Origin of the sequence: Pseudoalteromonas luteoviolacea (assembly GCF_018100925.1) — a bacterium.
GTDB classification, from domain to species: Bacteria; Pseudomonadota; Gammaproteobacteria; order Enterobacterales; family Alteromonadaceae; genus Pseudoalteromonas; species Pseudoalteromonas obscura.
In genome coordinates this window covers 316,052-337,785 of the sequence record NZ_JAGJEH010000008.1, presented here as the reverse complement: position 1 = coordinate 337,785, position 21,734 = coordinate 316,052, and the positions used below count along the sequence as shown (strand labels likewise).

Sequence of the window (21,734 nt, the reverse complement as noted above, 5' to 3'; positions counted from 1 at the left end):
CTTTTGTAAAACACAAATTACAAACTTTCATTTTGATTTGCAGCAAAACTATTTCAATTTTTCTCAGTCCAGTATATTGTGCCTGTTTCTCTCACAAATATAGGGGCAATTTGTGCTTAATAATAAAACGCTAGGTAGTATGCTCATTGTCGCAGGTACGACAATTGGCGCAGGTATGCTGGCGCTGCCAATTGCATCAGCAGGACTTGGGTTTTCAACCTCGCTAATATTGATCATTGCAACTTGGTTGCTGATGACCTACACCGCCCTGCTCATGCTAGAAGTGCATCAATTTGCAAATAAAGAAGCGACACTGAACACCTTAGCAAAGCAAATTCTCGGTAAAAAAGGCCAATACATTGCAAACTTCTCAATGGTATTCCTGTTTTACGCTTTATGCGCAGCCTATATCGCAGGTGGAGGCTCTCAGCTACAAGACAAGCTCAGTAGCTTTACAGGGATGGAGATTGCGCCGCAAGTTGGCTCTATTGTTTTAGCACTACTGGTTGCCACAATCGTCGCGCTAGGTACCAGCACCGTTGATAAGTTGAACAGAATACTATTCACAATTAAAATCATTGTTTTGGCAAGCTTATTCTTTGTTCTTACTCCTTATGTCCATGGTCAACACCTACTCAACATGCCAATGGAGCAAGGCCTTATCCTATCTGCTATTCCAGTTATTTTTACTTCATTTGGCTTTCATGGCTCTATTCCATCGATTGTCAAATACGTTGGTTTAGACATAAAAACCTTACGCCGAGTCATGATTGCCGGTGCCGCACTGCCATTAACTATCTACGTTTTTTGGCAGTTGTTAAGTCAAGGAGTCATGGCACAAGAAGCGTTACTACAAAGTGCTGGTTTGCCTGGTTTTGTCGCCGCGATTTCGAACATTGCACACAATAGCCAAGTGCATACCTTTGTGACTATCTTTGCTGATCTCGCACTCGCCACTTCATTTTTAGGTGTAAGCCTTGGATTATTTGACTTTTTTGCCGACGCATTCAAGCAACAAAATTCAGGGTTAGATAGAGTAAAAACCGCACTGATCACATTCACTCCACCGCTGGGGTTTGCACTCTTCTACCCAGAAGGCTTTATCATGGCCTTAGGTTACGCTGCGATAGCCTTAGTCGTTTTAGCCGTTTTTTTACCTGTCGCCATGGTTTGGCAACAACGAAAAGTACAAAACTCAGGTTATCAAGTACAAGGTGGCAATCTGGGATTAATATGTGCGGGTCTATGTGGCGTATTAATTATTTCAGCGCAAGGCCTGCAAATGTTTGGCGTGATCCCTGCCCTAGGGTAAATGCAAAAATGGATTAGGCTCTCAGCCTAATCCATATCAAAAATGTAGGAATGCATTACCACTTTTTACAATTCAAGTATCGCTTTAACCTCCCTGATATGAATATAATTGACTCAGTTACCAAGGAGTAAATTATGATTAGGGTTACAATGGCTTGCGTGCCATTATTGCTACTGAGCGCATGCGGCGGTGAAAGTGACACACCGCTACAAAAAGATAACACTGCAGAGCCAAATACACCGACAACACAACAACAAAATAGTGACTGTGGCGCAAACTTCACAGCCGAACGTTCGCTCAATCAATTTGAGTTTTCTAGTGTGTTTTGGCATGCAGAAAGCGAAGCATTACAACCTAAACCAGAATTCAGACTCTATGCCGATAAACACTCTTTAGGTGCCACTCATACACTGTCATCCGAAAAGGCTCCATGTATGTTAGCCGCCGCGGCCTTTGGTTCTACCAGTGCTGAAACTTGGCAAGGAGCAAGCAACAGCAGCTTCAAGCAAGGAGAGTTATATTACTACGCGCCTGAGCTAATTTTTAACACGCCCCTACCTGACTTTACATCTTTGGCGGATTGGCGCAATAAAGGTCAACCTGACACTATTAGCCAGCCCTTTGATGCTGCTCAACTGACGATTCATTATCGAGATCAAGACAATAACCTGATCACATTTGGCAACCAGAATACCAATACAACGGCTGTTAAGCTCACATGTAACAGTTCCACACTGGATCTCACTCTCCGAGTACAGTCAGTCGCATCGAACGCAGTAAATAAATTGGACCCTGCTTTTTGTGAAGAAAAACAAGTTGGGTTAGAAAGAGAAACACACTGTCTATCAGTAGGGGTTAACCAAGATATTGGCTTAGAAAACTGCAAATTTGATTTAACCAATGTAATATTGCCGGATCAGTTTGGCAATAAAAGCACTGTTAAAGTTGCGGGAATATTGAGCTTCGCTGCGAGCAATGCAACATTGAGGGTCGATCAGCTGGAATTATAAAAACAGAGGTATAAATGTTGCGGGAGGGATTAAAAGAGAGACTAAGTTTCTATCCCTCTTTCTCTTTACCTTGAAGCCAAGTCAATTGCTTAGCCCGCTTGCCAAAATACATCACCAGCGGAGCAAAACACAGCATTACTGTCATAAAATTAACGATCGGTAATACAGTACGGTAAAAATAAGCAGAATAACTTGCATCCATTAGATGAATATCAACAAGCCTGAATAATTGTAACAATGGAGCTGGTAAAACAACGAGTTGCACCATAATACTTTGCCACATATACATCTTATCTCGTAGTGCCCAATAGGCGACTATTGCGATAAAGATAATGTCATTCAGTGCCCAAACAATATACCTATAAACTCGGTCAGGATCGTGCTCAATTAATGGATGAAAAGTAAAAAAACCAATGATGTAAAATGCCGAGCACAAGCACGAATACCTCAATGCCATCTTATCTTTATTCAGGATATAGATGAACACTGAAATGAAAGCCAGTATATATGAAACTTCAAGTATAGCGTTTAAGTATTTTAGAGCAAACTCAGCACTATCTAAATATTCGCCTAGAGACACCGCTTTACCTTAATTTTATCAGTTACTTCGGTTCTGTCTCTCCGGTATCATTACCGTTGCCGTTACCACCTGGAAATCTGTTGAATTTATTTAATGCATTCATTATAAACTCCTTTAAAATTTGATGTTTTTTGAAAATTAAAGCTATCATACGGTAGCCCAAATTACGCTTTGACGCAATCTTTTCTAGTTATTTTCCCTTCTAACTTCAATAGGATCAGACTCCTTCGCTTTGCCCTGCAAAATTGATATTTCTACCCGGCGATTGCGCTTTCTGTCCACATCGTTGGCATTTGGTACTAAAGGACGAGTATCTGCATGGCCAACCACAACCATTCTATTTTTGTCAAAACCACTCACTGTTTGCATTTCGCTCGCCACAGCAACCGCTCGGGTTGCTGAAAGATCCCAATTATTGAAATATAACTCATTGGAAACTTGGAAGTCGTCGGTGTGTCCAGATACAGTTATCTCCCCCGGTACATCTTTAAGTAATTCAGCAATATCGTGTATTACAGGCTTGAACTTAGGTTGTAAAAAAGCACTGCCCGACGGGAATGAGCCATTCTCTTGGATCCTAATGATAATTTGTTGGCCTAATGACTCTAATTCTATCGCCCCGTCCATGATTTGCTTTTCTAACTGCTGAGAGATTTTTTTGACTAGTTCGTTTACCTGTTCCTGATCCGCGGCAGCAACCGCTTGCGTCATCGATTGTTCTTGTGCTGTACTGGCTGATTCACCACCGCGCTTATTGCCCCGCTGCTCTTGACGTCCACCAGCCGAGCTCTCTTCACCGGCTTGGAACTCTAGCATTTGCTGGGTCATTTCTACTGTTTGTTGCTGAATGGTTTCAATGGGGGTCGGTTCGGGTTTTCCCGGTGTAAACTCCATCGCGATGACACTTGTACCTTTGGGGATATCTTTAACTTCTATCTTGTTCTGAACACCAAAAGCAAACTTCATAGAACCCGCAATTTGCTTAAATTTCAGAACATCCATCTCAGAAAACGCCAGTAGCAGAACGAAGAAACACATAAGCAGAGACATAAGATCTGCAAACGTCCCCATCCATGCAGGCAACCCTGGGGGCGGGCATTTACATTCGTTCTCATCTGACATTATTTACTCCTCACCACCATCACCACGTTTAGACTCTGGCAGGTAGTTTTTCAAAATGCCTTCAATTACTTTCGGATTTTGACCATCTTGGATCCCCAAGATTGCATCCAAGATCAGTCGCTGATTGCGCTCTTCTTCGTCTTTTCTGAGTTCTAATTTAACTTGGATAGGAATAGCCACAACGTTGGCTAAAAACGCACCGTATAGGGTCGTTAATAATGCAACAGCCATCGCAGGTCCGATTGCTTTTGGGTCATCCATATTAGATAGCATTGCAACTAAGCCAATCAGCGTACCGATCATTCCCATCGCGGGTGCGATATCAGCGAGTGATTTAAATAATCCAGCACCTAGTTCATGGCGATTTGCAGTCAGTGCAATATCTTTTTGTAGCGTTGCTCGAACCACATCAGCATCGTGTCCGTCGACCAGCATATCGACACCCTTTCTCATAAATGGATTGGGAATTTCAGCCTCTTCTAGCGCGAGAAACCCACCCTTACGTGCAGAATCAGCAAGTTCTACTGCTTTTTCAATTAATTCCTCTGGCGTTTCTATTTTAAACATAAACGCCTTACCAGCCACTTTACCAATGCCTAAAAACTGCGCCAATGTAAAGTTAGACAACACAATAAAGATAGAGCCACCAAATACAATAACGACTGACGGGGTATTGTAAAACATGGCAAGTTGCCCATCACTACTGAGTACCATAGACATGACAATAAGGCCTATAGCACCTAGGATACCTATAACGGTTGCTAAATCCACACACCCTCCAAAGGCATTTATTCGTGAGATATCACGCAGTTATTCTTATACGTTGAGTTATCGGCAGGTTTTGCAATAACTTAATTCAATTATATTAAAAAGCCTTTAAATTGCGAGAATTAACCCAAACTATCAGATCAATTTTGCAATGATAGCCAATAAAAAAGTCTATCAGATACTTTGACCTCAATCTTTATAACCCATAAAATTGGCTTCCTAAAGTTTTGCTTGAGAGTGAATAAAAATATGGCAGTCAAAAAACCGGAAAATATGAGCTTTGAAGAAGCTGTCAACGAGCTCGAGTCCATTGTACAAGAAATGGAACACGGAGAGCTAACGTTAGAGCAATCCCTAAAACAGTTTGAAAGAGGAATTAAGCTCACTCAGGCCTCTAACCATAAACTTCAACAAGCAGAACAGAAAGTCAATATTTTACTCGCCAATGACGAAGCTAGCGCGCCGAGCGAGTTTTCCGATCAGGTAGATTAACTGCGTGGAATTACATCAAAGATTAAGCATCGCCAAACAAGATGTTGAAAAAACCATAAACGCTTATTTTGAACAAGACTTGGATACTGATCCAACGGCCAAAGCAGCTGCGCTCTACTCTATTAGTAATGGTGGAAAGAGACTGCGGCCCTTTTTAGTTTACGCCACAGGCGAAATGCTCGGTGCCAATATTGAAGATTTGCATATTGCCGCAGCAGCCGTCGAGTGTATTCACAGCTATTCTCTGGTTCATGATGATTTGCCTGCAATGGATGACGATGATCTTAGACGTGGTAAACCAACCTGCCACATTGCATTTGATGAAGCTCAGGCGATATTGGCCGGAGATTCATTGCAAACACTGGCCTTTGAATTACTTGCATCACACCAATTTGATATCCCAGCTCAGCAGCAGCTCGCTATGATTAAAACATTGGCACAAGCCTCTGGATTGCAAGGTATGGTTGGAGGGCAAGCACTGGATATTGCCGCAACAAACACGCAGATCAGCATTGAAGCACTTGAACACATACACAGATTAAAAACCGGTGCACTGCTTAATTGCGCCATTGAATTAGGGGCACTTTGTGCGCCAAACACAACAGATTTAACACGTAGTCAGTTAAAGGACTTTGGATTAGCTATTGGATTAGCGTTTCAGGTCCAAGACGATATTCTTGATATTGAAGGCGATACACACACTCTCGGTAAACCTCAAGGGTCAGACTTAGAACACAATAAGTCAACTTACCCGGCATTACTGGGCATGGAAGGGGCAAAAGAGAAAGCGAAAACGCTTATCACCCAAGCGCTAGCTGCATTGGATAACATTGATGCAGATACGCGCCTACTTGCAGAATTAGCAAGGTATATAATCGCTCGAGATCATTGATATTCGCACCGACCTAAATGACTATTTAATGACAAGTTCCTTTTAAATTTATAAAACTATCGGCAAGCTTTGTATATAATTGGGCAAGGTTTGCTAAGGATATTACAAATAATATGACTCTTGATAGTAGCAAGTATCCATTATTGGCATTAGTTGATCAGCCTCAACAGCTAAGACAGTTACCTCAGCACAAGCTGAATGACTTTAGTACAGAGCTGAGAGGCTATTTATTAGACTCTGTATCACAGAGCAGTGGCCACTTAGCGTCAGGTTTAGGTACCGTTGAACTTACCGTCGCACTCCACTACGTATACAACACCCCAGTTGATAGACTCGTTTGGGATGTGGGCCATCAAGCCTACCCACATAAAATCTTGACTGGTCGTAAAGAACAAATGCATACCATTCGCCAAAAAGATGGCTTGCACCCATTCCCATACCGCGAAGAAAGCGAATTTGACACCTTCAGTGTTGGCCATTCCAGCACATCGATTTCGGCAGCGCTTGCTATGGCCATTGCTGCTGAAAAAGAAGGGAAAAACCGAAAGACTGTAGCAGTGATAGGCGATGGCGCAATGACTGCGGGCATGGCTTTTGAAGCGATGAACCACGCTGGTGATGTTAAATCAGATATGCTGGTTATCTTGAATGACAACGAAATGTCTATTTCAGAGAACGTTGGTGCATTGAACAATCACTTCGCCCGTATTTTATCCGGCAGTTTTTATACTAATATACGTGAAGGCGGTAAAAAACTGCTGTCAGGCGTCCCCCCAGTTAAAGAACTTGCCAGTAAAATGGAAGAGCACCTAAAGGGCATGGTGATCCCTGGTACCTTCTTCGAAGAACTAGGCTTTAACTACATCGGCCCTATCGACGGCCACGATGTCGATATGTTGGTAGATACTCTGAGAAATATGCGCAACCTAAAAGGTCCGCAACTGCTGCATGTCAAAACTCAAAAAGGTAAAGGTTATCAACCCGCGGAAGCTGACCCTATCGGTTACCATGCGGTGCCCAACTTCAATCCAAGTGTGCACAGCCTTCCTAAAAAGAAACCCAGCGCCCCTACATTCTCCAAGGTATTTGGTGATTGGCTTTGTGATATGGCAGAGCAAGATCCTAAGTTAATGGCCATCACGCCAGCAATGCGCGAAGGCTCTGGTATGGTACGCTTTTCTAAAGAACACCCAAGTCAGTACTTTGATGTTGCTATCGCAGAGCAGCACGCAGTTACGTTGGGGGCAGGCTTTGCATGCGAAGGACTCAACCCTGTTGTCGCCATCTACTCAAGCTTTTTACAACGAGCTTACGACCAAGTGATTCATGACGTGGCAATTCAGGATCTGCCCGTTTTATTTGCAATTGATAGAGCTGGTATCGTTGGTGCTGATGGAGAAACACACCAAGGTGCTTACGACTTAAGCTTTATGCGTTGTATTCCCAACTTGGTAATTATGGCTCCGAGTGATCTCAATGAGTGTCGACAAATGCTCTACACTGGGCATTTACTCGATAAACCCGCAGCAGTGCGCTACCCAAGAGGTTCCGCTGGTGACGTTGAGCCAAGCCCAGAAATGGTCCAATTACCAATAGGTAAGGCGAATACCATCCGAGAGGGCCAGAAACTGGCTATCTTAAACTTTGGGACATTACTGGACAACGCACGCAGTGTTGCACAGCAACTGGATGCAACGCTTATTGATATGCGCTTTGTAAAGCCTCTGGATGAGTCTTTGATAACCACTCTGGCACAAACTCATACGCACTTCATCACCCTTGAAGACAATGCCATCGCAGGCGGAGCAGGCAGTGCTGTCAGTGAGTTTTTAGCACAGCAAAATATTGCGCGCCCGGTAAAGCACTTGGGTATTCCTGATGAATTTATCAAACACGGTACACAAGACCAAATGCACAGCGAAATGGGCCTCGACAGCGAAGGGATCCTAGCAACTGCAACTAGCTGGATTGCCAGTTAATTTGATGTAGGGTGGCTGCATAAGCTGTCACTCTACTTTTAAACCCAAATCCCAGCTCCTTCTCCGCATCACAGCGCTAAAATAATTACATTGTAAAGCGTATCAGCCCTCAATTAATGCCTAATTAACAACAATAAACACCCGACATTGTGACTTTGACATGTATTTTAAGGCTTTCTCTTTATTCTGTGATTACCTCATCACCTAAAAAACCATGGCTGTGAAAAAACTGGTGAAAAATTAATATAATCATTAAAAAACAAATATAATCATGGTGATACATAAGTATCAAAACATAAAACGAGCATTTTAAAAGCAACGAACATGCTGCAAGTATAAAATCAGTAAAATGAGACTGTGAACTTTACTACTCATTAAATAGCTTCTTAGGGGAAAATTTGCCCTCTATGAAACATTTCATATTGTTGCATGAACAATAGACAGTATTAATTTAATGTGATAAAAATTTGTGAAAATTACAGCTCATATACGAAGTTAGTACTTTGTAGCCCATGGTTTATGCGCCAATAGTAATTGAGCATGCTGGATAGCTCTGTGCGCTGAATTGGTTAAACAGCTAGAGAACAACTTTTAGATTGTTACCAAGTGAGTACCGATTAGAGCCAATCACACTTGTCATACATGGTTGTCTTTTAAATATTGTAACTGAGTAACGGAATAGGTGTTAAAAGGAAGAGGAAATGGTGGATTTTTTTGCAAGATATATTACAGGTGATGATCTAAGAGCACTGCGTAAGAAAAAAGGGGTAACAACCGCAATCATGGCAAAACATCTCGGTGTTTGTCGTAAGACCTATGAAAACTGGGAAAGAGATGTAGGGCAACCAAAGCTAAATCAATTTTTTGCCATTTGTGCATTTTGCTCTATTGATCTCAGCGAGTTAATTACAAAAATAAGAAGCCACCAAAGCTCTTAACTGCTTATGCTGCTATCTATTAATTCTGAAAATAGGTTCTGATGCGCTAGAACCTATTTCAGGAGTGCATTGGTTTGCTTCCTTATATCGCCGAGTTCATCTGTTATATTTATCGTCTCTCCGTCTACTCTCTTAACCACCCAAAACGATTAACACTTATACGCCCTTTAAATTGATAAAGTTTCATGTTTATCAAATACCTGAAAAATAAAACCTTATCGTTAGCTCAATAAACAACCTCAAAATCGCACTTGCATTTAAATGAATATTTTTATCAATATAGATTTCGATACAACATGATAAGGAAAGTTACTATGTTCAAGCACTCAATCTCAAGCATATTTTATTTGCTTTACGTTACCCTCTTCAGCGGTTACGCAGTTGCAACAAACTACTCAGTTGGTGTGACTTATTTTACCGCAACAGATTACAGCCGTACGGAAAAGTTAACGCCAAATTATGCAGACTATCGCGATATACTGATCAAGATTTGGTACCCAACCACGACCTCTGCGCCGGAAAATACTAGCTACCTACACTACCACACAGATCAATTCCCTTATTCAACTGCTACTCCATCCAACTTTGATCGGCAATTACACCAATATCTAAAAACATTACCTTTTGAATTATATAAAAATGCGCCTCTTGCCAACCACTCAAGCCCCTTTCCTATTGTGATGTACTCGCACGGTTATCAATCTACTGTGGAAGACAAAGAAATATTAATGATCGAGCTGGCTCAAAAGGGCTACATTGTGGTCAGCGTAGGCCACCCACACCATGCTCAGTTTGTCACCCAAAGCCACAATCGCAGTGCCACATATGACCCAGATGCGCGAGCGAATGACTTCTATATTAGTGAACTAGCAGATGTTAACTTTGATGAATTGGTTGCCGAGCTAGACTCTTTGGCCGGTATTGAGCTCAGTGATGAACAAGTCGCGCGCGTTTACCAATTGATGAGTTGGACCGAGGGCGATCGAAAAGCACTCAGCACTTGGGTTGATGATATGCACTTCGCACTTGATCAAATGACTCGCCTACAATATGGACAATATTGGGGGATGCATTATCTGGGCGAACACCTACAAACCTTTAAAGGTAAATTTGACCTATCCCGTTTAGCCGCCGTTGGACTCTCATTTGGTGGCCCAACTGTAGCTGCCTTTTGCGAACAGGTATATCAATGCAAAGCAGCCATCAATTTTGACGGACTCCATTTTAATTTATCGCCGACCGTGCCCTCTACAAAGCCGTATTTAATGATGCACTCGGAACTGCCGTTAAGTGCGGACCACAGCGTAGTATTCAAACAACAACTCGCCGACACCTACATGATGCAAATTGACGGTGCTCTACACTGGGATTTTTCTGACTACCCCTATGTTTTTCCACAAGATAGAAACCAAGCATACTTGGGAAGTATAGATCCTTACCTAGTCACAGAAATCGTAAACTCAACCAGTTTGCAGTTCATCGATTTATACCTAAATAATACAGGTACGCAAACCGCGCTTATCCAGCATTTAGAAAGCTTTCCGGCAATCCAATATCAATCCAAACGAGGCCAATAATATAGACGATAGCAAGACAAAACCTTGAAAGCCCGGCATTCCATGGTCTCGTAGTTCCTCTTTACTTTCAAGATTTGTCAAAAATTAAATCTCTATTGCTGTTGCCCTTCTTCTATCGAAGAGGGGTAACTTTGTGCGTTTTTCTGCTATTTTTTGGCTTTTTGACTGTTCCAGACAATACTTAGATCCAACTGTACAGCCACATAAAGGCCTGCTCATGCCACACCAATCCAAAAACATGGAAGAAATGCTGTTTTTTAGTCAAATGCTTAACGAATGCTCTCCATTGGAGTTGTTAAAACAAATCCTAATGCATTCTCATCACGCAATAGTGATTACCGATGCAGATCCAAGTGCAGGTTATCGGATCATTTATGCAAACCCTGTATTTTGTCGCCATACCGGATACGAACTGGCCGAGTTGGTAGGAACATCCCCTCGAATACTACAAGGGCCAAAAAGTAATCGACGGGTAATAGATAAACTCACTCCCGCATTACAAGAAAAAGGTTTTTTTTATGGCGCATCTATTAATTACCGCAAAGATGGCAGCATGTACCCTGTGGAGTGGAATATTTCTGAAATTAAAAATGAGCAGGGTGACGTCACTCATTACATCTCAATGCAAAAGGATTTAAGCAACTTCCACCGCCTAGCGAAGCAAGTTAAGAAAAGTAATGAGAGCTTTAAAGATTTTTACCTTTCAACCACCAAAAAAGACAAAGACGCGCAGAGCAAAGACGTCTTAGAATCATTGAAAGACAATCAAAAAATTTATGCAGGTGGGCTGAGAACTGACGAAAATGCAGACTTATTTGAAGATGCCTTTTTCGACTTTTCCCCAGATGAAATGGGGGCTTTGGGACACAAGGTAGACAAAGGCGTACTCAGTGCAGATGATTTTTGGCGCGAAAACCCCATTGAGGACGAAGACGTTTCTTCACTGGTCGAATCTATTCAAGAAGTGGACGTTGAGCTTGGATTATTGCAATCCCAAGGAAAAAGCAAAGAGCGCCTAGAGCACATTGCCAACGGGTTTAAGGAAGTCGCGAACAACCTGTACTTTTGCGTCGAGTTTAACGATGGTGCGCTGATCATAGATGAAGTTGCCAATGTACTAATGGTACTTCCAACTGACTATGACTTTCCTGTTGAAATGTTGGTTACCTTCAACAAAGAAGTTTACGAGTGGTTGGATGGAGCCGTAATTAGCAAAAATACGAGCAATATCTTCGAAGGTGAAAACAATACCATCGCAGCTGGGAACCAACTGCTATTGTTTCTTAAATAAGAGTTTGGCCGAACAGCTGTGTTCGGCCAAAAATAGGCTTTACTGATCGTTTTTGTGATGCATTCTGGCAAGGAATTTACGTTTTCTTTTCGCAATTTTGTCGCGCTGCTCCTCTGTGAGAATATGATGGATAGCATGCTTCGCTTCCAGCATAGTCAGCATAAATGCCTGTTTTTTTGGTGAGTGTGTTTCTAGCAACAACTGAGCCTGTGCTTTATCAAAAGTTTCAGCTTCGATGATTGACTTAAATGCTTGCCGCGGTTTCTCTGGGTAAGACTCTTTTAAATCTTCTAGCTGCGCTTTATAAGTAGTAAAAACTGTCTTTAATTTTGTTTGCTGCTCTTGCGTCAATGCAAGGTGACGTATGGCTTTTTCCGACAATAGTCGCTTTTCTAAATGTGCAAACGGCTTCATATGGTGATGTTTTGCTTTAAGCTCATGACCGTTTGCGTCACCTGCTAAAGCACTCAGTGGGATCATACCCACACTCATACAACTGGCTAGTAATAGGCTGGCTAATTTATTCATCAAAGTATCTCCGGTTGATTGCTGGTATGCGATAAGTCGCTCTTACTCCTTTTAATTGAGAGCGTCCTGTTTAACGACAGGGTTTACTTTAGCAAGCCGAAAGAAAAGCAACGTCAAGCCTACGTAAAGTTTTGTCAAAAGTAATTAACAAGACTTCTCACCTCCGTTATTTTCCTTAAAAATGTGCAAACAATATTAAACCTGACAATTTACCGTCATGATGAGTAAAGAAGTGTAAATTCAATTCGAAGCCTTTTATAGTTAAGTAAAATGAATACTCCAACAATAGGTTAAAAAGATTTATGAGTACTTCTGTCCTGATCATCGATGATGACCAATCGCTTTGTGAACTGCTATCCGAATACCTAGAGGGAGAGCAATTCACCGTCGAGTGCAAATATGATGGGGAACAGGGTCTACAAAGTGCGTTAACAAATGAATATGCAGTCATACTGTTAGACGTAATGATGCCCAAAAAAGATGGTTTTGAAGTACTTAAAGCGCTAAGAGCACAAAAGATGACGCCAGTGATAATGTTGACTGCAAAAGGCGATGATTTTGACCGTATCTTTGGCCTTGAACTAGGAGCCGATGATTATATACCTAAGCCCTTCAATCACAGAGAGTTACTCGCTAGGATCAAAGCCATCACTCGCCGCGTCGCGCACCTCACACAAAACAATTCACATCTTCAACTAGAAATACATGGCCTAATATTGGATATGGCTTCAAGAACGGTCTGTTTAAACAACCATCCTATTTCGCTTACGGGAACAGAGTACGAAGTGTTATACCAGTTGATGAAAGCTGCCGGGGAAGTCGTCAGTAAACAAACTCTATGTCAAAGTGTTCTCGGGCGTCCATTGGTTGCATACGATCGCTCCGTTGATATGCACGTCAGCAATGTACGTAAAAAACTGGCTCAACACAGTAGTCATACATTTATTAAGACCTTACGTGGATCTGGGTATATTTTTTTAACGGCTTAATATGAAAAAGTTTTTAGCAATTAAAGTATTTTTTTGGTTCTGGCTGACTGTCCTGTGCACAATTTTGCTGCTGATCAGCATCAGTTTGTTACAGCCAGACATGCTGGCGACAAAAGATATTTCACCACCAATGCTAAAAAACTTATTCCACCTTAAAAAGTCACTTAAGCGACATATTGAGCGAGCGCCAGAAAAATCAATTGAACATGTAATCTCCAATCGGCGACATGCGAGGCGTGCCAAAGTTTACTTAAAACACCGTGAGGCAGAGAAAAGCCTTGTCAGTACACAAACCTTGTATGAGTATGACTTAGCACTTTTAAACTTTGCGATTGATGGTGAGCCCAAGGTCATCAATACCGAGAAGTTTCGCGCATATGGCCCATTAAAAGTTCAACTTCGTGGTGACGAGTTCCAGCTATTTATGGTGCTAGACAATCGTGAAGGTGACCTATTTTTGAAAGTCCGGCTAATGCCACAATGGTTGAAGCTCTTGGTATTGTTACTAGCGAGTATGTTACTCAGTTATTGGTTTGCCAGAGGGCTACTCAAACCTATCCGGCAACTACAATTGGCCGCCGCAAAACTTGCTCATGGAAAACTTGATGCACGTGCTAACGTAGATATCCGTCGCCAAGATGAGCTGGGGCAATTGGGAAAGGACTTCGATACGATGGCGTCACAGCTTGAATCCCAAGTGCTCAGCCAAAAACGTTTACTCGCAGATATTTCACATGAACTTCGCTCTCCGCTCACCCGCTTGCAAATGGCAACAGGTATTGCTGCGGGCAAAGCGAGCGGCGATCTTGACTGTTACCTACAGCGAATAGAAAAAGAGTCTCAACTGTTAGAGCATATGCTAAGTGATATTTTGCAACTCTCCAAGCTGGAATCAGGGAACAATCATTTTGAACCTCACCCTATCTCTCTTTTTGATTTGCTGACTCCCATCATTAACGATGCCGAGTTTGAAAGCCAACAACTCAGCAAGCTATTGAGCACCAATGAATTACCAGAAGTGGTAATACATGGCGATGCCATTTTACTCAATCGGGCGATAGAGAACATTATTCGCAACGCATTAAAATACGCAACTTCTAAAGTAAGTATTATCTGCCATATTCAAGAGCAAAATTTGGTAATCCATGTCTGTGATGATGGTCCCGGTGTCAGTGACGAAATGCTAGATAAGTTGTGTATCCCTTTTTATCGAGCCTCTCAATCGAGAACACCTGATAGCAGTAAAATGGGTGGATTTGGACTGGGCTTGGCAATTGCACAACATGCGATAAAAGTGCATCATGGTCATATTGAGTTTAAAAATCAGCAAGGTCTGAGTGTGACCTTAACAATTCCATTGCAGCAACCCTAATGTTTTATAGTCACAGTACTTCACTTATCGACAATCAATCAGCCATTGAACAACATTGGCAATCATGCACCAAAGGGAATATAACGACCCCATTTGGCGAGATATTTTATCTACGTCAAATTCCTAAACACGCAAAATACACCTTACTGTTGGTAAACGGTCGCATCGAAAGTGCCTACAAATATAAAGAACTGCTGTGGGAGCTTGGCAATAATAATATTGGGGTCGTCACCTTTGACCACCCTGGCCAAGGGTTCTCATCCCGATTACTCGCGAATCGACAGATAGGCCATATAGATCATTTTAAACAATATAGAGAAGTGCTCGAGCAAATCATTTCTAAACAAGTACTCCCCTATACCAACAATTGGCTATTTTTAGCCCACTCCATGGGTGGCGCTATTGTACGAAATTATCTTGCTCATACACCAAACACGACCGCCAAAGGCGCATTTTTATCTGCACCAATGTTTGCAATCAATACAGCACCCTATCCGGTATGGTTTGCAAAGTGGGTGGCCAATGCTGCTTGTAAACTTGGCCAATCTCAACAGTTTGCTATTGGCCAACAACCTTACCAGTCAAAGCCTTTTTCTGACAATGAACTCACAGGCTGCAGCGTACGATATCAACAATTTAGATCACTGTATGATACCTGCAATGTATTGCAATTGGGGGGGGTGAGCTTTGGTTGGCTTTATGCTGCACTGGCGGAAACAGCAAACACTAACAAACAACAAATATCAATCCCAATTAGCATCGCCAGCGCAGAGCATGACAGCATTGTAAATAGTGATGCACATAGCCGCTTTGCAGCACGGCAAGAGCAGTGTTTCGTAAAAACTTATCCGGGTAAACATGAACTCCTGTGTGAAATAGATGCGATCCGTCAGGCTGTTTTAACCCAATGTTATGAGTTTGCCGAGTCAGTCACACTCAAAGAAACAGGGTCTTGATGTACCAACACGTCTATTTCGCCTTCGCTATTAGCTTGGATCCGAGCAACAATTTCGTCAGCGATTTGATGCGCTTCCATTAACGGCATATCATCGTCAAGTTCAAGATGGAGTTGTACAAACTTTACTTTACCACTTTGCCGCGTTCTTAGATTATGAACGCCATATACTGCCGCGTGGGAGTTGGCGATGGCAATAATGTCTGCCTTTTCACTTTCAGGGAGCTCTTTATCCATAAGATGATCAGCACTTTCACGCGCAATCCCCCAGCAGTTATACAGTAAATATATCGCGACACCAATTGCAAATACAGGATCAGCCCAACCGATGTGATAATGGCTGAGCATCATAGCGATCAACACCGCAATGTTGAGAAGAATATCCCCTTTGTAATGCATTGAATCTGCTTTAATGGCGAGCGATTGTGTCCGTTTGACCACTTGATGTTGAACGACAACCACCAACAAAGTGCACATAATAGCAAACAAACTTACCCACACACCCAACAAGCTTTGATTGATATCAACGGGGTTAAATAGGCGCTCTACCCCATGAAAAGCAAGCAAACATGCTGAGCCGGAAATAAATGCCGCCTGACCAAGCCCGGCCAGCGCCTCGGCTTTGCCGTGGCCAAATCTATGATCGTCATCCGCAGGACGAAGCGCATAGCTTAAAACAAAAAAGCTCATCAGTGATGCCGTCACATCCAACATCGAGTCTGTCAAAGAGCCCAACATGGCTGCGCTGCCCGAAGACAACCACGCCCAAGCTTTTGCAGCAATCATTACACCAGCCATTACAATGGTAAAAATGCTGGAAAAACGTACTAATGCATCATAGTTTTGCGCCACACTTCCCCCTTAATAACGCAGAAGACCACCTTCTCATCATACGATAATTTAATCGCTAGATAGAAACTTTGCATCAAAAAAACATTGATTTACCTATATTTAGTGCTCCTCTTTGGTAAATAGCAACCACACTGCAAACATACAGACTATGCTATATATTTGATGACCTCCAAAATATAACGCTTCATACAACTGGCTTTATTTCCTAGTTGCTCAACGTCCAATAAGCTATACTGCGCTCAAATTGAGTTAGAGGTTAATCATGTTAGACATCGTTTTATATCAACCTGAGATCCCACCAAATACGGGTAATATCATTCGTTTATGTGCCAATACAGGCTACTCATTACATTTAATTGAGCCGCTGGGATTTGATTGGGACGACAAACGAGTAAGACGCGCAGGACTGGATTACCATGAATTCAGTGAAGTAAAACGCTACCCGTCGTACGAAGCTTATTTGGAGCAACGCAAACCAAAGCGCGTTTTTGCCTGTACGACAAAAGGTAAAGCATACCATCACGCACCAAAATACCAAGCTGGCGATACCTTACTATTCGGTCCTGAAACACGAGGATTGCCTGAGGAAATTATCTTTTCGCTACCTGAAGAACAAAGGCTCAGAATTCCAATGAAGCCAGATAGCCGCAGCATGAATTTATCCAACGCTGTATCTGTTTTTGTCTATGAATCTTGGCGACAATTCGACTTTGACGGCGCAGTGTAACCTAGCAAGCAAAGACTTATCAGTGTTTAACATAGACAAACACCGAGGATCGAAAAAGCCGCTTAAAAGCGGCTTTTTACTCTAGAAAATGCGCTAGATAGGAAGTGTTATAGCTGATCTTCTAGGTCTGCAAGGCCTTTATCTTCGCCTTCTTCATCTTTAATTGTCGCTTGAAGTAGCAACATTTCACGTAACTTGCCTTCAATCTCGTCAGCAATCGCTACGTTTTCTTTTAAGAACTTAATTGAGTTAGCTTTACCTTGGCCAATCTTATTGCCATTGTAGCTAAACCAAGCACCTGCTTTGTCAACTAACTTGTGCTTAACACCAAGATCAATCAATTCACCTTGCTTTGAAGAGCCTTCACCATACATGATGATGAACTCTGCTTGCTTAAATGGCGGTGCAACCTTGTTTTTTACAACCTTAACACGCGTTTCGTTACCTACAACCTCATCGCCTTCCTTCACAGAGCCGATACGGCGGATATCTAAACGTACTGATGCATAGAATTTAAGTGCGTTACCACCAGTGGTTGTTTCAGGGTTACCAAACATCACACCAATTTTCATACGGATTTGGTTGATGAAGATACAAAGTGTGTTTGAACGCTTAATGTTACCAGTCAACTTACGCAATGCTTGTGACATTAATCGAGCCTGAAGACCAACGTGAGAATCACCCATGTCACCTTCAATTTCTGCTTTTGGTGTTAGCGCTGCAACCGAGTCAACGACGACCACATCTACTGCACCTGAGCGCACTAACATGTCACAAATTTCTAGTGCCTGCTCACCAGTATCAGGTTGAGACACCAATAATTCGTCAACATTAACACCCAGTTTTTCTGCATATACAGGGTCAAGAGCGTGTTCTGCATCAACGAACGCACAGGTTTTACCCATTTTTTGCGCTTGTGCAATAGTTTGCAGTGTTAAGGTTGTTTTACCTGATGATTCAGGTCCATAAATTTCAACAATACGACCAGTTGGCAGACCGCCGATACCCAAAGCAATATCCAGTCCCAATGAACCAGTTGATACTGACTCGATGTCTAAAGCTTGGCTATCACCCAGCTTCATGATTGATCCTTTACCAAATTGACGCTCAATTTGCGACAATGCAGCATCTAATGCTTTTTGTTTGTTATCGTTCATCTGTTTCTCCAATCTAGCGTAATGCGAACAAGTATACTGTATAGAATTACAGTATCAAGAGCCTTTTACTGTTTTATTAAAGAAATTATTTTTTCTAAAATAAATTCAATGGCTTGCAATCTAACTTCTGCTCGACTTCCGGGAAATACTTGGATAAATGTATGTGTATTCTCCTGTATATCTACTGCAAACCATACAGTACCCACTGGTTTGTCTTGACTGCCGCCACTCGGCCCAGCAATGCCCGATACCGATATTGCGACATCGGCGTTACCAGCTATTCTCGCCCCCGCCGCCATCTCTATAACTGTTTGTTCACTAACAGCCCCATACTCAACTAGCGTTTGTTGTGATACGCCCAACAATTCATGCTTAGCTTCATTGCTATAAGTCACAAAGCAGCGATCGATATAGGCAGAGCTTCCAGGTGTATCTGTGAGCGCATAACTAATTCCACCACCCGTGCAAGATTCAGCGGTAGTGATCACGAAGCTTTTATTCGTTAGAATAGCGCCCAATTGTGCCGCAAGAGCGGCGATTTTAGTGTGTATTTCCATACAAAAAACCTTAGGTAGAAGCATGTCATTAGATCTTTATTCTGAACATACTATAAAGCAACAAACACCTATGATGCAGCAGTATCTTAGGATCAAAGCCCAACATCAAGAGATCCTGCTATTCTACCGTATGGGTGATTTCTACGAATTATTTTTCGATGATGCCGTTCGCGCGGCACAATTACTCGACATTTCGCAAACACACCGCGGTAAAGCTGGTGGAAACCCTATCCCTATGGCGGGCGTACCTTATCATGCGGTTGAAAATTACCTTGCACGGCTCGTGCAAATGGGCGAGTCAGTCGCTATTTGTGAGCAAGTCGGTGATCCTGCAACTAGCAAAGGACCAGTTGAGCGTAAAGTAGTGCGCATTGTCACTCCCGGTACAGTCACCGATGAAGCGCTGTTGCAAGAGCGTCAAGACAATCTGCTTGCTGCCGTGTGGCAAGACAAAAGCAAATATGGTGTTGCCTATTTAGATATCAACTCCGGTCGATTTAATATTGTCGAGCTCACTACAGATGAAGCACTGGTCTCAACTTTGCAACGTTTGCAACCGGCCGAGCTTTTATACCCAGAATCATTCCAAAATCTCATTGTACTTGAGCAGATCAAAGGTAGCCGCCGTCGTCCAGACTGGGAGTTTGATTTAGATACAGCAAGGCATTTGCTTTGCCAACAATTCGAAACCAAAGATTTAATTGGCTTCGGTGTTGAAAATGCAACCGCGGGCTTAATTGCGGCTGGCTGCGTGATGCAATACGTCAAAGATACTCAACGCACAGCATTGCCCCACATAAGAGCAATTACGCTGGAAAAAAATGAGCACGCCGTTATTCTCGACGCGGCAACACGAAAAAACTTAGAGTTGACTCTAAATTTATCTGGCTCTATCGACAATACGCTTGCCCAAGTACTAGATAAAACTGCCACCCCTATGGGTTCTCGATTGCTCAAACGTCGCATTCATACGCCGATCAGAGACAGAGATGAGCTAAACGGTCGTCTAAATGCCATTTCAAGCATCATTGATATGCATTTAGGCATGGAATTATACGATGCTTTACGCCAAATTGGGGATATTGAACGTGTAGTTGCAAGGCTTGCTCTATGTAATGCTAGGCCGAGAGACTTAACTCGTCTTCGCAGTGCCCTTCAAGCACTACCACCTCTTCATCAACTTCTCAACGAGAGTAATGATGTACGCATTCAGCAGATCAAGGCCCAATCTCCTGAGCTACCGCATTTACAAGATTTATTAGAGCGTGCGATCATAGACAACCCGCCTGTATTAATAAGAGATGGCGGTGTCATAGCAACAGGCTACAATGCCGAGTTAGACGAGTGGCGCGCGCTGAGTGAAGGCGCGACTGATGTCCTCGATCAACTTGAAGAGCGCGAGCGCGAACGCACCGGCATTAGCACTCTGAAAATCGGCTATAACAAGGTACATGGCTTCTACATTGAGATTGGTAAGGCCAGCGCTCATCTCGCGCCGCCTGAGTACATCCGACGCCAAACTCTGAAAAATAATGAACGCTACATCATTCCTGAGCTAAAAGAGCATGAAGACAAAGTGCTTGGTAGCCAGTCAAAAGCACTGGCTTTAGAAAAACAATTGTATGAACAATTGTTCGAGTTAATTGCACCTTATCTAGAACAGTTACAAACAATGGCCGCTGCACTTGCTGATTTAGACGTGCTCAATACATTAGCTGAGCGCGCCCAGACACTAGACTATTGCAAACCTGAACTGACATCGGCCGACGGAATTGATATCCAGGCGGGTCGTCACCCTGTCGTGGAACACGTCAGCAATGAGCCTTTTATCGCAAACCCTGTTCATCTGAGCAAAGAAAGAAAAATGCTGTTGATCACAGGTCCAAATATGGGCGGTAAATCAACCTACATGCGCCAAACCGCACTGATCGTGTTAATGGCTCATATAGGCAGCTTTGTACCTGCAAGCAGCGCTCAAATAGGCCAAGTTGACCGTATCTTTACACGTATTGGTGCCAGCGATGATCTGGCTTCCGGCCGTTCAACATTTATGGTCGAAATGACAGAAACGGCAACCATTCTAAATAATGCAACAGAGCAGTCTCTAGTATTGATGGATGAAATAGGCCGAGGCACAAGTACTTATGACGGTCTATCGCTTGCATACGCCACTGCTGATTATTTAGCAAATAGGATTTCAGCAAAAACCTTATTCGCAACTCACTACTTTGAGTTGACCGAACTTGCTGAGCAGCAGTCAGGGTTAGTCAATGTTCATTTAGATGCAGTAGAACACAATGATACTATTGCTTTTAAACATACTGTACTTGATGGCGCAGCGAGCAAAAGCTTTGGATTACAAGTAGCAAGCTTGGCTGGCGTACCAAAAGCAGTCATCAAGCTCGCCAAGCAAAAGCTTACTCTGCTCGAACAACATCAAAGTGTCGTAGACAGTACACCAGCCAGTTCACCTCAGCAACACAACCTTGTTTTGAGTCCAGAACCATCGGAAGTTGAACGTTTCCTTGAGTCAATCGATCCAGATGATCTTACACCAAAGCAAGCGCATGCATTGCTTTATCAATTAAAAGACAAACTATAAAAAAAGGCTGCGCAAATGCAGCCCTTTTTATTTC

Annotated in this window: 20 protein-coding genes; 13 read left to right on the top strand and 7 right to left on the bottom strand. The window is 42.6% G+C overall.

Annotated elements, in window-relative coordinates; genetic code table 11:
* The first annotated feature begins 112 nt into the window (after window positions 1-112).
* Window positions 113-1,312 (top strand): aromatic amino acid transport family protein, encoded by a 1,200-nt coding sequence (locus J8M00_RS18880; protein WP_211012058.1) that lies wholly within the window; start codon window positions 113-115, stop codon window positions 1,310-1,312.
* Window positions 1,313-1,446: 134 nt separating this feature from the next.
* The gene (locus J8M00_RS18875; RefSeq protein ID WP_211012057.1) at window positions 1,447-2,322 is read left to right on the top strand and encodes a hypothetical protein; all 876 of its coding nucleotides are present in this window, start codon (window positions 1,447-1,449) and stop codon (window positions 2,320-2,322) included.
* A gap of 49 nt (window positions 2,323-2,371) precedes the next feature.
* Here the strand turns inward: J8M00_RS18875 and J8M00_RS18870 are convergent, their stop codons facing one another.
* The 3 genes from J8M00_RS18870 to pomA all read right to left on the bottom strand — a co-directional run bounded on the left by J8M00_RS18870 (window position 2,372) and on the right by pomA (window position 4,795).
* Window positions 2,372-2,902: a hypothetical protein gene (locus tag J8M00_RS18870; protein ID WP_211012056.1), complete on the bottom strand. Its 531-nt coding sequence runs from the start codon at window positions 2,900-2,902 to the stop codon at window positions 2,372-2,374.
* Window positions 2,903-3,088: 186 nt separating this feature from the next.
* Window positions 3,089-4,024, bottom strand: a complete 936-nt coding sequence (locus tag J8M00_RS18865; protein ID WP_211012055.1) for a flagellar motor protein MotB — start codon at window positions 4,022-4,024, stop codon at window positions 3,089-3,091.
* 3 nt (window positions 4,025-4,027) lie between these two features.
* The gene (pomA, locus tag J8M00_RS18860; RefSeq protein WP_023398909.1) at window positions 4,028-4,795 is read right to left on the bottom strand and encodes a flagellar motor protein PomA; all 768 of its coding nucleotides are present in this window, start codon (window positions 4,793-4,795) and stop codon (window positions 4,028-4,030) included.
* Between the two features lie 246 nt (window positions 4,796-5,041).
* On the opposite strand from pomA, the gene J8M00_RS18855 reads away from it, so the two are divergent.
* The 6 genes from J8M00_RS18855 (at window position 5,042) to J8M00_RS18830 (ending at window position 11,961) form a co-directional block, all read left to right on the top strand.
* Window positions 5,042-5,284, top strand: a complete 243-nt coding sequence (locus J8M00_RS18855) for an exodeoxyribonuclease VII small subunit (protein ID WP_023398908.1) — start codon at window positions 5,042-5,044, stop codon at window positions 5,282-5,284.
* 4 nt (window positions 5,285-5,288) lie between these two features.
* Window positions 5,289-6,176: a (2E,6E)-farnesyl diphosphate synthase gene (gene ispA / locus J8M00_RS18850; RefSeq protein ID WP_211012054.1), complete on the top strand. Its 888-nt coding sequence runs from the start codon at window positions 5,289-5,291 to the stop codon at window positions 6,174-6,176.
* A 113-nt stretch (window positions 6,177-6,289) separates the two neighbouring features.
* A complete protein-coding gene (dxs, locus tag J8M00_RS18845) occupies window positions 6,290-8,155 on the top strand; it encodes a 1-deoxy-D-xylulose-5-phosphate synthase (protein ID WP_211012053.1) in 1,866 nt (621 codons plus the stop codon).
* A gap of 701 nt (window positions 8,156-8,856) precedes the next feature.
* Entirely contained in the window at window positions 8,857-9,093 is a 237-nt protein-coding gene (locus J8M00_RS18840) for a helix-turn-helix transcriptional regulator (RefSeq protein ID WP_023398905.1), read from the top strand.
* A 314-nt stretch (window positions 9,094-9,407) separates the two neighbouring features.
* Complete coding sequence (locus tag J8M00_RS18835) at window positions 9,408-10,670, top strand: hypothetical protein (RefSeq protein WP_211012052.1); 1,263 nt, start codon at window positions 9,408-9,410, stop codon at window positions 10,668-10,670.
* 217 nt (window positions 10,671-10,887) lie between these two features.
* Window positions 10,888-11,961 (top strand): PAS domain-containing protein, encoded by a 1,074-nt coding sequence (locus J8M00_RS18830; protein ID WP_211012051.1) that lies wholly within the window; start codon window positions 10,888-10,890, stop codon window positions 11,959-11,961.
* A gap of 39 nt (window positions 11,962-12,000) precedes the next feature.
* Here the strand turns inward: J8M00_RS18830 and J8M00_RS18825 are convergent, their stop codons facing one another.
* Window positions 12,001-12,489, bottom strand: coding sequence for a Spy/CpxP family protein refolding chaperone (locus J8M00_RS18825; RefSeq protein WP_211012050.1), 489 nt, complete (start codon window positions 12,487-12,489; stop codon window positions 12,001-12,003).
* Window positions 12,490-12,791: 302 nt separating this feature from the next.
* Between J8M00_RS18825 and J8M00_RS18820 the strand changes: the two genes are divergently transcribed.
* Genes J8M00_RS18820 through J8M00_RS18810 form a run of 3 tightly spaced genes read left to right on the top strand, consistent with a single transcriptional unit; the run spans window position 12,792 to window position 15,806 of the window.
* Window positions 12,792-13,478 carry a response regulator gene (locus J8M00_RS18820; protein ID WP_211012049.1) on the top strand — a complete coding sequence of 229 codons (687 nt, stop codon included), beginning with the start codon at window positions 12,792-12,794 and terminating at the stop codon, window positions 13,476-13,478.
* Window position 13,479: 1 nt separating this feature from the next.
* Complete coding sequence (locus tag J8M00_RS18815) at window positions 13,480-14,850, top strand: ATP-binding protein (RefSeq protein WP_211012048.1); 1,371 nt, start codon at window positions 13,480-13,482, stop codon at window positions 14,848-14,850.
* A complete protein-coding gene (locus J8M00_RS18810) occupies window positions 14,850-15,806 on the top strand; it encodes an alpha/beta fold hydrolase (protein WP_211012047.1) in 957 nt (318 codons plus the stop codon). The genes J8M00_RS18815 and J8M00_RS18810 overlap by 1 nt, the downstream gene beginning before the upstream one ends.
* Here the strand turns inward: J8M00_RS18810 and J8M00_RS18805 are convergent.
* Window positions 15,761-16,657: a cation diffusion facilitator family transporter gene (locus J8M00_RS18805; protein ID WP_284136792.1), complete on the bottom strand. Its 897-nt coding sequence runs from the start codon at window positions 16,655-16,657 to the stop codon at window positions 15,761-15,763. The genes J8M00_RS18810 and J8M00_RS18805 overlap by 46 nt on opposite strands.
* Before the next feature lie 262 nt (window positions 16,658-16,919).
* Here J8M00_RS18805 and trmL point away from each other — a divergent pair, with 262 nt between their 5' ends.
* The gene (gene trmL, locus J8M00_RS18800; protein ID WP_023398897.1) at window positions 16,920-17,384 is read left to right on the top strand and encodes a tRNA (uridine(34)/cytosine(34)/5-carboxymethylaminomethyluridine(34)-2'-O)-methyltransferase TrmL; all 465 of its coding nucleotides are present in this window, start codon (window positions 16,920-16,922) and stop codon (window positions 17,382-17,384) included.
* A 107-nt stretch (window positions 17,385-17,491) separates the two neighbouring features.
* Here trmL and recA read toward each other — a convergent pair whose 3' ends face one another.
* A complete protein-coding gene (recA, locus tag J8M00_RS18795) occupies window positions 17,492-18,541 on the bottom strand; it encodes a recombinase RecA (RefSeq protein ID WP_023398896.1) in 1,050 nt (349 codons plus the stop codon).
* A gap of 65 nt (window positions 18,542-18,606) precedes the next feature.
* Window positions 18,607-19,098, bottom strand: a complete 492-nt coding sequence (locus J8M00_RS18790; protein ID WP_211012046.1) for a CinA family protein — start codon at window positions 19,096-19,098, stop codon at window positions 18,607-18,609.
* Between the two features lie 22 nt (window positions 19,099-19,120).
* Between J8M00_RS18790 and mutS the strand changes: the two genes are divergently transcribed.
* A complete protein-coding gene (gene mutS, locus J8M00_RS18785; RefSeq protein WP_211012045.1) occupies window positions 19,121-21,700 on the top strand; it encodes a DNA mismatch repair protein MutS in 2,580 nt (859 codons plus the stop codon).
* Window positions 21,701-21,734: the final 34 nt, after the last annotated feature.

Bases quoted from the DNA above. Each gene is read 5' to 3' on its own strand.
- J8M00_RS18820 (WP_211012049.1), top strand. From the start codon at position 12,792: ATGAGTACTTCTGTCCTGATCATCGATGATGACCAATCGCTTTGTGAA.
- dxs (WP_211012053.1), top strand. From the start codon at position 6,290: ATGACTCTTGATAGTAGCAAGTATCCATTATTGGCATTAGTTGATCAG.
- J8M00_RS18875 (WP_211012057.1), top strand. From the start codon at position 1,447: ATGATTAGGGTTACAATGGCTTGCGTGCCATTATTGCTACTGAGCGCA.
- J8M00_RS18840 (WP_023398905.1), top strand. From the start codon at position 8,857: ATGGTGGATTTTTTTGCAAGATATATTACAGGTGATGATCTAAGAGCA.
- J8M00_RS18815 (WP_211012048.1), top strand. From the start codon at position 13,480: ATGAAAAAGTTTTTAGCAATTAAAGTATTTTTTTGGTTCTGGCTGACT.
- J8M00_RS18830 (WP_211012051.1), top strand. From the start codon at position 10,888: ATGCCACACCAATCCAAAAACATGGAAGAAATGCTGTTTTTTAGTCAA.
- J8M00_RS18825 (WP_211012050.1), bottom strand. From the start codon at position 12,489: ATGAATAAATTAGCCAGCCTATTACTAGCCAGTTGTATGAGTGTGGGT.
- J8M00_RS18855 (WP_023398908.1), top strand. From the start codon at position 5,042: ATGGCAGTCAAAAAACCGGAAAATATGAGCTTTGAAGAAGCTGTCAAC.
- trmL (WP_023398897.1), top strand. From the start codon at position 16,920: ATGTTAGACATCGTTTTATATCAACCTGAGATCCCACCAAATACGGGT.
- J8M00_RS18810 (WP_211012047.1), top strand. From the start codon at position 14,850: ATGTTTTATAGTCACAGTACTTCACTTATCGACAATCAATCAGCCATT.
- recA (WP_023398896.1), bottom strand. From the start codon at position 18,541: ATGAACGATAACAAACAAAAAGCATTAGATGCTGCATTGTCGCAAATT.
- J8M00_RS18835 (WP_211012052.1), top strand. From the start codon at position 9,408: ATGTTCAAGCACTCAATCTCAAGCATATTTTATTTGCTTTACGTTACC.
- J8M00_RS18790 (WP_211012046.1), bottom strand. From the start codon at position 19,098: ATGGAAATACACACTAAAATCGCCGCTCTTGCGGCACAATTGGGCGCT.
- J8M00_RS18865 (WP_211012055.1), bottom strand. From the start codon at position 4,024: ATGTCAGATGAGAACGAATGTAAATGCCCGCCCCCAGGGTTGCCTGCA.
- mutS (WP_211012045.1), top strand. From the start codon at position 19,121: ATGTCATTAGATCTTTATTCTGAACATACTATAAAGCAACAAACACCT.